Below are 12,669 nucleotides of genomic sequence, written 5' to 3' on the forward strand. Positions count from 1 at the left end.
CAGCCTTTCGGTTGCGCCGAACTCCGTTTTCTTACGAAAGAGAAATCCTCATCGCGGGAAGGATGCCGCGGGACAGGACGTAAACGTCGTAATGCGATATAGCTCCGCTCGGATCCACGCATCTCGCGCGATGCGCGATTTCGTTATTCGGAGAGCGAAGCCACCAATCACCGTTCCCCTGATCGTTTGCGTTCAAGCCATTTTTAATCGCGTAATCGGTCGCGGCGATCTTGCGATCGTCATTCGATGAAAACCCGAGCGAAGAGTTCGTCGCTTCCGCATAACTCAAAAGGAAAAACAGGTCTTCCGTGTCGTCGCAAGCGTTCGGATTGCTTGCGTAGCCGGTGGAAGCCACGCCGTTATCCACCGTCGTTGACTCGATATATTCGAGTTGCGCCGCGGTAAACACTCGGTTTTTGAAATCCGAATTCAAATATTCACGAATGTCGCTATCTTTATAACCATTGGATCCGACGTCATACTTCCGCGCGTCCAAAACGCATTCGCTGATGAGGAAGAAGATTCCGCTTTGGTTCCTCGCAATACGCCACTTGATCGGCTCGTACTTATAAACCGAAGTCTCGCCGTTCCTATAAATCGCGCGATAATTCGCGCCGTCGTAAAATACGTCGACGAAATAATAATTCTTATTCTCGGACAAGCGCCAAGAGAAAGCGTCATCCTCCGTCGGCAACAGACCTGCGCGGGCAGATACTTCTTCCGCCAAACTCGCGTCGGTCACTTTGGATTGAAGATACGTCCCGAAAAGCACGTACTGCCCGTTCGCAGCAGGTTCGCCCGCCGCGTTCACCCTTTGGATCATTTGATCGCCGCAACGGGTGCAAACGCCGTCCGAATAATCGTGCGCGATCGCGCCGCAGTAGGAGCAAAAGCACCCGACGGACTTTTCATGCGAACACACGGAAAAAGACGCCGTATAGGTGACGTTTTTTCTTCCCATATCGAAAGAATACGTCTTTTCCTTCGTCAATAGTTCTTCGCCGTCATACCAGCCGTTCCACAAATATCCCGCGTACGATCTCGCGGACAAAGTAACGTTTTCGCCCTCTCTTTTCTTTCTTTCGGTGATCTTGGTATACGTTCCCGCGTCTTCGAGATCGGTATTCGTCGAAACGGTATAGGCGATAAAGCGCGCTTCCAAAGACGCCTCGCGCATCGGCATCGTAAACACGAATTCACCCTCTTGCGAGACCAAAGCATCGCCCTCATACCATCCGACGAAAGTATATCCGTCATTCGGCGAAGTCCTGAGTTCGACTCGCGTTCCGGTCTTAACGAGGATATCGACGTACTTCGTAAAGAACCCGCCCGCCGTATCGTTCGTAGAAGTCGAGAAACGCCAACCGTCTTTCTTATCGAATATCGCCGTGTAAGACAAGTCCTTCGCAGGCATCTCGAACGTGTACGTCGGATCCGCGGAAACGCGGGACTCGCCGTCATACCAACCGATAAAGATATATTCTTCGCTCGGCTCCGCCGCCAACGTTACTTGATCCAAATAGGCGTACTCTTTATCCTTACAGCTCGTATAGGTTCCGCCCGCCTCATCGTTCACTTCCGTATTCAAGGTAAAGATTTGATTCGCGTATTTCGCGGTATAGGTCGAATCCTTCGCGGGCATATTGAACGTGTATTCGAGTTCGGCGGAAAGTCGCTTCGTCCCGTCGTACCAACCGACGAAATCGTAGCCCGTTTTAACGGTCGCGGTCAACGTTACGCTCTCGTCGAAGAGTTTTTCTTCTTTATCGAGCGCCGTGTATTCTCCCGCGTCGGGATTGCTGATCTGCGTCGAAAGTTTATAGCGCATTCTTTCGAATCTCGCCGTATAGGTGACGCTTTTCGCAGGCATTTCGAACGTATAATTCAAATCCGAAGAAAGCAGGTCTTCCCCGTCGAACCAACCTGCGAAAGAATACCCCGTATTCGATAAAGCGGTCAAAGTCACGCTTTCGCCCGGCTTCTTAACTTCCGCGGAAAATTGCGTAAACGTTCCCGCATTCTCCGCATTGCTTTCGGTCGTTATCGTGTAGACTTTTTTCTTCCCCGACGAGCCGCCCTTACACGCGGTAAAAGTAACTCCGATCGCGAGAACGAGCAGCAGGCAAACCAAACAGAATACGAGCGTTTTTTTCATCCTTCCTCCCAAAGAGCAAAACTCCCTTTATGCGGTTTTCTCTTAAAACGTCCTTTCTCGGCGAACGCCGAATCAAAACTTCTTTTATTATAGTATAAAACTATTTACAAATCAAGAGGAAAGATTTGACGGTTTCGAGCGCGAAAACCCGAAACGCCCTTCATAAGATCGCGCGGCGAATTCAAAATCCGAGAAAAGAGACGCCCGCGTCGAAAACCGAAAGAATCTTTTTATTCCCGATCGAATAATAGACGATCTTCCCCTTTCTGCGGGTCTTTACGAATCTTAGGGAGCGAAGGAAGGCAAGTTGATGGGAAACCGTGCTTTGATTTTGCCCGAGCATCAGGCAAAGATCGGTCACGCACATTTCGGTAATGCAAAGGGAAGACAGGATACGGACGCGGGTCGCGTCGGAGAAGACCGAAAAAAGATCGGCGAGATCGGCGGCGACCTCGTTTTTCGGTAAATAGTATCGGACGACGTTCTGGTCGTGCGGGGAAAGGATCAGAGGTTTTCTCTCGTCAAGGGCGTTCACAACTTTATCCTAATCGGCATATACCACATTGTCAACGCGAAAAAAAGGCGAAATCACTCGCATAACGGGCGGTTTTGGCAGAAAGGGAGGATTTTATGCAAAACGGTGGGATGCTTTTGATCTTACTGCTTTTATTGATCTACACGTTCGGCGGCGACGGAAGCCTTACGAGCGAAAATCTGACGCTCATCGTCCTCGCCCTATCCTTCCTCGTTTCGGGCGCGCACAGCGGTTGCGGGTGCGGCGACTTGGCGGGCGTCTAACGGCGGCTCGCGAGAGCGTTCCCGAAACGGCGTTCCAACATCCGATACAGCCCCGCATAGGCAAAATCGAACAGGATGAAGACGAGCGTCAGCCCGAACGCGAGGACAAGATACTTTCCGTAATTCGGGAGCGCGTCGAGGATCGGGAAATCTTCGAGCGTCAAGCTCATCAAAAAGAAACAACCGAAAAAAGAAGCGTTCGCAAAGACGACTTCAATCGGCAGACAGAGAATCGATTTTTTCAGATATTTCCGAAGATAATAAAACAAAATCGGATAAGGTCCGAACATCAGCGCGAACGGCAAAAAAGAAAGATAGCCGACGAATAAAAAAGAAAGCGCCGCCGAAGCGACGTAGGACAGGATCGCGCCCCTGCCGCTCCCCGCGATCAGGGGAAGCGATAAAGCGACCGACGAAAGCGCGTAAAAGGCGACGGTCGCAGGCTCGACGAAATGCGCGAGAACGACCGCAATCACGGCGAGAGCCGCCGTAACGCCCGAGATCGCAACTTCTTTCGCCGAGATTTTTTTCATTAACAGCAGCGGATCAGATCGCCGCCCATACATTCGCAGCAACAGTCGGCGCAAAGAAGACTCATACAGCAATCGCTTCCGTCCACGCGCGGACGGGAACGCCCCATTTCCTCGTAGATATCGTAGCCCGCGCGACCGGCGTTCGCCCCGGAAGCCGCTCCGCCCGAAGTCTCTCCGTAAGAAGAAGCGTCGTGTTGCTTCATCCTCTCCATCGTCTCTTTGTACTTCTCGTTTTGAGGATCCATATTGATCGCCATATCGAGCTGAGCTTTTGCCTCGTAGTACCAGCCTTTCGCGTGATAGACGGCGGATTGATAATAGTGCCAATCCGCGTCGCGCTCGGAGATCTTATCCAGCGCGGCTTGCGCTTCGCCGATCTTTTTCGCTTTCAAAAGAGCAACGACGTGCTCGTAGATCCCTTTGACTTCCGCGCCGGAAGAAAGCCTCTCCATAACTTCGCGATAGGCGTCTTCGAGCTCGGAAAGTTTTTTCGCCGCGCGTTTTCCGCCGTCTCCCTCGACGTGGATCTCTTGGCGATATTCGTTTTTCAGGCGTTCGTAAGCCTCTTGAACTTCGGCTTGCGTTGCGTTCTCGTCAACGCCCAAAATTACAAACGGATTTTTGAACATTTTCCATTCTCCTTCTTTGAAATCGCGTCGAACCGACTGCGAAGCCCGTACCACAAGACGTTCGTGACGATCCCTTCGCTTTCCGAAAGCTTGATCTCCCGATAAGCGATTTCGATCGCGCGAATGATTTCTTCCATTAAAAACCGAACGTCCTCGCCGTGGTTTTTCATCAGGTCGCTCGCGGATTTTTCCCCGAACGTCCGATAAAAAGCGTTAAACCTTTTCTTCTTTACGTCTTGATCGTAATCGTCCAGCGCGTCCATATAACAGACGTATTTTCCGAGGTGATATCCGAGCCTTTCGATGGAATCGGAGTTTTTTTCTCCCGCGAGAAAACCGAACGTCTTTTTCATCATATCCGAAAAAGGTTCCGCCGCCGCGTCAAGCCCGCCTCCCGCTTTCTCTTCTTCTCTTTGACGAAGGAAGCATTCGTCCGCAAATGCCGCGATCTCTGGCGATTTCGCCCTCGCCTTCCGAACGTTTCGAGAAAAAAGAATGCGCCTGAAAAGATTCGTCTCGCCGTCTTCACGATCGTCTTTGAGTTTCAATCCGAGCAAGATCAAATTGAGTCTCGCGACTTCGAGCGAAGTCTCTGAGACGTCCGCGACCGCGCGTTTTTTCGGATTCAAAATACATCGCTTTTGAACGATCTTCGGCTTTTCGCCGCGGATATCGGCGAAGAAAAGATTGATAAACGCCGCGTCGTAATTCACGGACAATCGAGCCGTCTGCCCCGCGCTTTTTTTCATCGCGTGGCACAGCCCACAGTAATAGGCGCGAAACAAAGCGTAATCGCGCATATAAAGATTGGGTTTATCGGGAAGGACGTATCCGAACATCAGTCAGCGACGAATCCGATCTTCTTTTTGACCTTGCGAAGCGTTCGGAATGCGATGCGGGAAGCCTTCTCGGCGCCTTCTTTCATAATGCGTTCGAGCTCCGCTTTATCCGCCATAAAGGTCGCGTACTTTTCCTGCACGGGACGAAGCGCGTCCGCGACCGCCTCTCCGACCGCGATCTTGAAATCGCCGTAGCCTTTTCCTTCGAAGCGGTTTTCCGCGCTTTCGATCGACTCTCCGCTGAACGCCGAATAGATCGAAAGAAGGTTCGAGATGCCGGGTTTATCTTCGGAAAAGACGATCCTGTTATCGCTGTCCGTCACCGCGCGCTTGAATTTCTTCATGATAAGATCGGGCGGATCGATAATGGATACCGTAGCGTTCTGATCCTTATCGGATTTGCTCATTTTTTCGAGCGGGTTTTGCAGGCTCGTAATCTTCGCGCCCTGCTTGGGAATAAAGGGCTCGGGGACGACGAAAGTTTCGCCGTAACGATTATTGAACCGAATCGCAAGATCGCGCGCGAGTTCGAGATGCTGCTTTTGATCCTTTCCGACGGGGACGAGATCGGTCGCGAATAAAAGAATGTCCGCCGCCATAAGGACGGGATAGGTCAAAAGACCCGCGTTAATATTATCCTCGTTTTTACGGGATTTATCCTTGAACTGCGTCATCCTTTCGAGTTCGCCGATATAAGTCAGGCAGGAAAGGATCCAGCAAAGTTCGGAATGCTGCGGAACGTTGGACTGAACGTACAAAATGCTCTTTTCTGGGTCGAGACCGCAAGCCAAAAACTGCGCGAAGAAAGAATACGTCCTCTCGCGAAGCTCTTGGGGGATCTGTTTGACCGTCATCGCGTGTTGATTCGCGACGGCGAACAGGCATTCGTTTTCTTTTTGCAATTCAAGCCAATTTTTGACCGCGCCGATGTAGTTTCCGATCGTAATGCAACCGGTGGGCTGGATGCCGCTGTAAATTCTCATTGTCTATCCACTCTCTCCATTACTTTTTGCTTGATCTCGCTTTTTTTCAAAACGTCGCGGAAACGAACTTCGTAGGTTTCGAGCGCCGCGATCCCTTCGGGGATCTCCATTCCGCTCAGGGAATGCAATTTCTTCACCGCTTTGAACGGATCTTCCACGCGGCTTTCGCCGATCGCTTCGTAGACGTCCTGCGCGAATTTATACGGGCTCGCCGTGGACAAGACGACGACGGGCGTCTGATCGTTCGTGATCATCATATAATTATCGTAGACCGAAAGCGCGACGGCAGTATGCGGATCGACGACGTAACCGTACTCGTCGAAAGCGTTGCTCATCGACTCCATCGTCTCTTCTTCGTCCGCGAAGCCGCCGTAAAAGACGCCGAAAGCGCGGCGGATCACCGACAGAGGAACGGAATACTTGCCCGTTTCTTTGAGTTCCGCCATCAATTCTTTGACCTTTTCTCCGTCGCGATCCGTCATTTCGAAGACGAGTCTTTCGAGGTTGGAGGAGATCAAAATATCCATCGACGGCGAGATCGTCTTGTGAAAATCGCGCGTCGCGTCGTACTCACCCGAATTGAAGAAATCGGTCAAGACGTTATTGATATTGGACGCGCACAACAGTTTATTGACGGGAAGCCCCATCTTAAACGCATAATATCCCGCGAGGATATCGCCGAAGTTTCCGGTCGGAACACAGAAATTGACTTTTTCGCCTTCTTTGATCTCTCCCGAGGAAAGCATATCGGCGTACGCCGAGAAATAATAAGTGATCTGCGGGAGCAATCTTCCCCAGTTGATGCTGTTCGCGGAAGACATAACATAGCCTTTTTCTTTCAGCTCTTCCGCGACCGCCTTATCGGTAAAGATCGTCTTAACGGCGGTTTGCGCGTCGTCGAAATTGCCGCGGATCCCCGCGACGTAAGTATTCTCCCCGCCCGTCGTCACCATTTGAAGTTTTTGCATATCGGAAACGCCTTCATCCGGATAGAAGACCATGATCTCCGTTCCCGCGACGTCCTTGAACCCTTCGAGCGCGGCTTTTCCCGTGTCGCCGCTGGTCGCGACGAGGACGAGCGTCTTCATCTTCTCCCCTCTCTTTTCGCGGCAAGCGGAAATCAATTGGGGAAGGACGGTGAGCGCGACGTCCTTAAAGGCGAACGTCGGGCCGTGCCAAAGTTCGAGGATGAACGCGCCCTCGTCGATCTTGGTCAAGGGGCAAGCGTCCTCGTCGTCGAAACGGGAGTAAGCGCGATTCGCGATCGCGAGAAGCTCTTCTTCGGAAAACTCATCCAAATAAAGCCCCATCACGAACGCCGCGCGCTCCGCGTAGGTCATTTCTTCCATATTCCTGATGTCTTGCATCGTGACTTGCGGAAAACTTTCCGGGACGAAAAGACCTCCGTCCGGGCTTATCCCCGTCAAAATCGCTTCCGTGCCACTCACGGAATGACGTGCGTTCCTCGTGCTGATATATTTCATTTTTTTTATTTTACCTTTTCGGAATCGTAAGAAGAAAGAAAGGAGGGAAGGACGTCGGAGCTGACGCTGAGGACGATCTCCATCGCGCTGTTTTTGCTCGCTTTCGCGATCTCGTCATAGAAGAATTGCATATCTTCGGGTTTCTTACCGGTGACGCGATGCGCGCCGTCGACGTACAGCATATCGATATCCGAGTTGGAAGCCAAAACGCCTTTGACGAAACCCGCGAATTGTTCTTCGCTTCCGACGGCGAAGTTTTCGACGTTGATGAGCCTGATATTGTAGTTAAGCTCGAACTTATAGCGATCGGTATACGTCAGAAAGACGATGCTCCCCGAGCTCTTCTCGACCATTTCGTTCGCTTCCGCGATGATCTTTTGCGTTTTGCCGCTTCCTTTCGCGCCGTAAATAATTCTTAACATATCAAGTCCTCCTTTAAGTAGTTTTCTTTATTATACAACAAGTAAAAGGGAAATTTTACGCGCAAGTTAAAATTTCCCCTTTTTTCTTACTTTTCTCCGCCGAGCTTAACGAATTTCTCGTACAGCACCGGATCCGCTTCTCGGACGAGCGCGTCGAGTTCTCCGTCGCTCATCGCGGGGACGCGGCCGCTTGCGTAAAGCTCGTCCACCTTTTGCTTGACCGCGGCGATAATCGGGTCGGTCTTTTTGACTTTCTCCTCCTCGGGAAGGGAGAAATTATTGTTGATCCAGTAGGCGATTCCCGCGAGACCCGAGTTATTGTCGACGCAAACCGTCGGGGGACGATTCAAGATCTTCGCGGTGTTGAAGATATTGTAGATCTCCTCGTCTTTCATCAACCCGTCGACGTGGACGCCGGCGCGCGTTACGTTGAAATCTCTTCCGACGAAGGGGGTACGCGGCGGGATCTTGTAGCCGATGTCGCGCTTAAAGTATTCCGCGATCTCGGTGATGACCGAAAGGTCCATACCGTCCGTCGTCCCTTTCAGGGAAGCGTACTCCACCGCCATCGCTTCAAGAGGGCAGTTACCGGTGCGTTCGCCGATACCGAGGAGCGCGCAGTTGACGGCGGAACAGCCGTACAGCCAAGCCGTGGCGGCGTTCGTTACGACCTTGTAGAAATCGTTATGCCCGTGCCATTCCATTTGCTCGGAAGGAACTTCGCCGTAACGCCATAAGCCGTAAATCGTCCTCGGGACGCTTCTCGGAAGAGAAGAGCCCGGGTAAGTAACTCCGTAACCGAGCGTGTCGCACGCGCGGACTTTGATCGGGATTCCGCTCTCTTTGGAGAGTTTCATCAATTCGCGGACGAAAGGAACGACGTAACCGTAGGAGTCCGCCCTCGTGATATCTTCGAGGTGGGCGCGGGGAACGATCCCTCTGTCGAGCGCTTTTTTGATAATGGACAAATATTTATCCATCGCTTGCGCGCGCGTCAAATGTAATTTATTGAAAATGTGGTAGTCCGAACAGCTGACGAGGACGCCCGTCTCTTTGATTCCCATTTCTTTGACGAGCTCGAAATCGGAATCGGTGGCGCGGATCCAGCTCGTGATCTCCGGGAACTCGTAGCCGAGCTCTTGGCAAGCGCGAACCGCCGCTCTGTCTTTCTCGCTGTAAAGGAAGAATTCGCTTTGTTTGACGACGCCTTTTTTACCGCCGAGGCGATGCAGCATTTTGTAAAGCTCGACGATCTGCTCCACGGTAAAGGGCTGCATGGATTGCTGACCGTCGCGGAAGGTCGTGTCGGTGATCCAGAGGTTTTCCGGAGTGTTCATCGGCACGGTGAAAAAGTCAAACGCCGTGCGGGGAACGTTTTCATAGTCGAAAAACTCGCGGAAAAGATTGGGTTCCGCCACGTCTTGCAAACTATAAGAATACGTCTGCTCCTGCAACAAATGCTTATGCGAGTTGTAAAAAATCATATCTGCCTCCTCTTACGATCGGTCGCTGTTTTTCAAAAGCTCGTTCTGCTCGTTCAAAGCGAGCGCTTCGATCATTTCAAGCATATCGCCGTCCAAAAACTGTTCCAAACTGTAAAGCGTCATTCCGATGCGGTGATCGGTCACGCGCCCTTGGGGATAATTGTAGGTGCGGATGCGCTCCGACCTGTCGCCGCTTCCGACCTGCGCCTTTCTCTTCTCCGCGTACTCCTTATCCGCTTGCGAGCGATAATAGTCGTACAGCTTCGATTTCAAAACCTTCATCGCTTTCTCTTTATTCTTGATCTGCGATTTTTCGTCCTGACAGGTGACGACGAGTCCCGTCGGGATATGGGTGATGCGGATCGCGCTTTCGGTCTTGTTGACGTACTGCCCGCCCGCGCCGCCCGCGCGATAGGTGTCGATTTTCAGATCGGCGGGATTGAAAGAAGCGTCCACGTCTTCCGCTTCGGGAAGGACGGCGACCGTCGCGGCGGAAGTGTGGATCCTGCCCTGCGACTCGGTCGCGGGAACGCGCTGCACGCGGTGCGCGCCGCTCTCGTATTTGAGTTTGCTGTACGCGCCTTTACCCGACACCAGAAACACCGCTTCTTTTACGCCGCCGAGATCGGTCATATTGATATCGACCTCTTCGGTCTTCCAACGCATCCGCTCGGCGAAACGCATATACATCCGCATCAAAACCGCGCCGAAAAGGCTCGCTTCTTCGCCGCCCGTTCCCGCGCGGATCTCGATGACGACGTTTTTATCGTCGTTGGGATCCTTGGGAAGGAGCTGGATTTTCAACGTCTCTTTGAGCTTCTCCATCTTCTCTTTCGCTTCCTGCCTTTCTTCTTCGACAAGCGCCAAAAGATCGGGATCTTTTTCTTCTTTCAGCATGCGCTCGCAATCGGCTTCGTCCTTTTCGGCGCGAAGGTAGGCGTCGTAGTTCACCATGATCTCCGAAAGAGCCGCGTGCTCCTTCGCAACCTTCTGCCACTCGTCCTGCCGAGCGATTATTTGCGGATCGGCGAGCTTTTCATTCAGCTCGTCGAAACGGATTTTCATCTTTTTCAGTTTCTCGATCATTCTATCTCCACGGTCACCACTCTGTCGTGCGATTCAAGGTCTTTGGTCACCGTCACTTTCCCCATCGTCTCAAAGAGCGCGCGAACCGCTTCTCCCTGATCCGCTCCGATCTCCATAATGAGCGCGCCGCCCGCATTCAAATGCGCGCCGACGCTTTCGCGGATCGCCCTGTAACAGTCGAGTCCGTCTTCGCCGCCGCAAAGCGCGAGAAAAGGCTCTTTGCGAACGTTCGCGTCCAATTTCTCGATCTCGGCGCGGGGGATGTAGGGAGGATTCGCCGTTATCAAATCGAACGAACCTTCGATCGAAGCGAAAAGATCGCTTTGGATAAAGGTCACGTTCGCGCCCAAGGCTTCTTTATTTTCCCGCGCGAGAGACAATGCTTCTTCGCTGACGTCCGACGCGAAGACTTCGGCTTTCGTCTTTAACGCGAGAACGAGAGCGATCGCGCCCGTCCCCGTGCAAATATCCAAAACGCGCTTTCCTTCCGAAAGGTCGCGCTTCAAGGCTTCTTCGACCAAAAACTCCGTGTCACCGCGCGGGATCAATGCGCGCGCGTCCGTCTTGATCGTCACGCCGTAAAAGGAAGTCTCGCCGAGGACGTACTGCAAAGGTTCGCCCGCTCCGACTCTTTTCGCGGCTTCTTTGATCGAGTTCGTGGCGGATTCGTCGATGAGTTCCGTCGTCGCGAGTTCGCTTCTCTCGACTTTGAGATAAAAAGCGGAGATCCAATCGACGAGCGTTTCCGCTTCGTCAGACTCCGTTATGTACGACAACGCTTCGCGGCGAACGAGGCGATAGTCTTTGCGAACGTTGAATTTTTTGGTGGGGATGGTCTCGTCCGCGTCCATTTCCATAACGGTCTTAAAGGACGTAAGCGAGACTTCGAGCATCGAATCGTCCGGCTCGCGGGTCGTTAAAAGCTGAAACCAAAGACCCGGCTTTTTCAAAATGCGGACGAAGGGATTATCGAACTTCGCAAGCCCTTTCAAAACCTCGTAAGAAACGCCGGCGACGACGGGAAGCAAAGCAAGCCTCGTCACGAAACGAAGCAAGAAGGAAAGCATCCTGTTTCCGACGTTATCAAACGCGGGAAGAAACGCGCTTGCGAGGACGCTGACGAAAACGGTGATCACGAGGAAGCTCGTCCCGCAACGATCGTGCAGACGGCTCATTTTGCGCGCGTTCTCGACGGTCAGTTCTTCGCCCTGCTCGAAACAAGTGATGACCTTATGCTCCGCACCGTGATACATAAACACGCGTTTGATATCGGGAACGAGAGAGACGGCGAAAAGATAGCCCAAAAGGATGATCAGGCGAACGCCGCTTACGACGAGATTTCTCCAAACGTAATGGACGCCCTTGAATCCGGGAATATACTCGAAAAGCGTGACGACCCCGACGGGAAGCGCGACGAAAAGCCCGATCGCGAAGACGACGCCGAGAAGGACGCCGATAAAGATCGCGATATCCATGACGCTTTTTTTGCTCCGCTCCGCGAGCCAAAGCTCGAATTTGGAAGGCTCGCCCATATCTTCGCCGTAAAGTTCGGCGGAACGAGTCAAAACTTTCGACCCGACGATCATCATAGCGAAAAAGTTGAGAAAACCGCGGAGGACGGGAACTTTTTTCCACCACTTCGTTTCTTGGGGAATACGCTCCGTTTCCACCTCGATCCTTCCGTCGGACGTGCGGACGGCTGTGGCGACGCTTTTCTCGCCGCGCATCATGACGCCTTCCAGTACTGCCTGACCTCCGATCTTGGACACGAATTTTCTCATTGACTACCCACCTTTTCGCCGCATCTCGGGACACTTTGCAAAGGAATGAAGGAAGAGCCCCTCGCTTTGCAAAACATAAAAAAATGCGTTGCTGTCTTCAACAACGCACTTTGGTTTGGATTATTTGTTTCTGTTATAGCGGTTGTTGAACTTTTCGACCCTGCCGCCGGTATCCACAAGCTTTTGCTTACCGGTAAAGAAAGGGTGACATTTGTTACAAATATCGACGGAGATAACGTCCGCCTTTTTCGTAGTGCCCGTTTCGAAAGTGTTGCCGCAAGCGCAAACCACTTTTGCTTTTCTGTATTCGGGATGGATGGATTCTTTCATTTTGTTTCACCTCGTAAAGATTACTTATGTATTGTTATTATACTTTCGCAAAAAATACAAGTCAACGATTTTAGAGGCAATTGCGCAAATTATTTATATATTTTAATTTTTAGAGCGAAACTTCGCCGCAGGATCGGACGTCCCG

The 12,669-nt window shown here is 52.0% G+C and carries 13 protein-coding genes; 1 reads left to right on the forward strand and 12 read right to left on the reverse strand.

Annotated features, from left to right (window positions below):
• Positions 1-31: 31 nt before the first annotated feature.
• Positions 32-2,155, reverse strand: coding sequence for a DUF6273 domain-containing protein (locus K5753_03340; protein ID MCR4726234.1), 2,124 nt, complete (start codon positions 2,153-2,155; stop codon positions 32-34).
• 181 nt (positions 2,156-2,336) lie between these two features.
• On the reverse strand, positions 2,337-2,690 hold the full coding sequence (locus tag K5753_03345) for a metalloregulator ArsR/SmtB family transcription factor (GenBank protein MCR4726235.1): 354 nt from the start codon (positions 2,688-2,690) through the stop codon (positions 2,337-2,339).
• A 95-nt stretch (positions 2,691-2,785) separates the two neighbouring features.
• Here K5753_03345 and K5753_03350 point away from each other — a divergent pair, with 95 nt between their 5' ends.
• On the forward strand, positions 2,786-2,953 hold the full coding sequence (locus K5753_03350) for a hypothetical protein (GenBank protein ID MCR4726236.1): 168 nt from the start codon (positions 2,786-2,788) through the stop codon (positions 2,951-2,953).
• Here K5753_03350 and K5753_03355 read toward each other — a convergent pair.
• From K5753_03355 to rpmE, 10 genes are all read right to left on the reverse strand, one after another.
• Positions 2,950-3,486, reverse strand: a complete 537-nt coding sequence (locus K5753_03355; protein MCR4726237.1) for a hypothetical protein — start codon at positions 3,484-3,486, stop codon at positions 2,950-2,952. The genes K5753_03350 and K5753_03355 overlap by 4 nt on opposite strands.
• On the reverse strand, positions 3,486-4,115 hold the full coding sequence (locus K5753_03360) for a hypothetical protein (protein ID MCR4726238.1): 630 nt from the start codon (positions 4,113-4,115) through the stop codon (positions 3,486-3,488). The genes K5753_03355 and K5753_03360 overlap by 1 nt, the downstream gene beginning before the upstream one ends.
• Complete coding sequence (locus K5753_03365; protein MCR4726239.1) at positions 4,094-4,954, reverse strand: DUF5685 family protein; 861 nt, start codon at positions 4,952-4,954, stop codon at positions 4,094-4,096. The genes K5753_03360 and K5753_03365 overlap by 22 nt, the downstream gene beginning before the upstream one ends.
• Positions 4,954-5,937 carry a tryptophan--tRNA ligase gene (gene trpS / locus K5753_03370; protein MCR4726240.1) on the reverse strand — a complete coding sequence of 328 codons (984 nt, stop codon included), beginning with the start codon at positions 5,935-5,937 and terminating at the stop codon, positions 4,954-4,956. The genes K5753_03365 and trpS overlap by 1 nt, the downstream gene beginning before the upstream one ends.
• Entirely contained in the window at positions 5,934-7,421 is a 1,488-nt protein-coding gene (gene thrC, locus K5753_03375; protein ID MCR4726241.1) for a threonine synthase, read from the reverse strand. The genes trpS and thrC overlap by 4 nt, the downstream gene beginning before the upstream one ends.
• Positions 7,422-7,426: 5 nt before the next feature.
• Entirely contained in the window at positions 7,427-7,843 is a 417-nt protein-coding gene (locus K5753_03380) for a hypothetical protein (GenBank protein ID MCR4726242.1), read from the reverse strand.
• Between the two features lie 86 nt (positions 7,844-7,929).
• Positions 7,930-9,327, reverse strand: coding sequence for a 2-isopropylmalate synthase (locus tag K5753_03385; protein MCR4726243.1), 1,398 nt, complete (start codon positions 9,325-9,327; stop codon positions 7,930-7,932).
• A gap of 12 nt (positions 9,328-9,339) precedes the next feature.
• Positions 9,340-10,413, reverse strand: a complete 1,074-nt coding sequence (prfA, locus tag K5753_03390) for a peptide chain release factor 1 (protein ID MCR4726244.1) — start codon at positions 10,411-10,413, stop codon at positions 9,340-9,342.
• The gene (gene prmC / locus K5753_03395) at positions 10,410-12,194 is read right to left on the reverse strand and encodes a peptide chain release factor N(5)-glutamine methyltransferase (GenBank protein ID MCR4726245.1); all 1,785 of its coding nucleotides are present in this window, start codon (positions 12,192-12,194) and stop codon (positions 10,410-10,412) included. Before prmC ends, prfA begins: the two co-directional genes overlap by 4 nt.
• 120 nt (positions 12,195-12,314) lie before the next feature.
• Complete coding sequence (gene rpmE, locus K5753_03400) at positions 12,315-12,524, reverse strand: 50S ribosomal protein L31 (protein MCR4726246.1); 210 nt, start codon at positions 12,522-12,524, stop codon at positions 12,315-12,317.
• Positions 12,525-12,669 lie beyond the last annotated feature (145 nt).

This window comes from Clostridia bacterium, from assembly GCA_024685775.1.
GTDB lineage: Bacteria > Bacillota > Clostridia > Christensenellales > CAG-1252 > CAG-1252.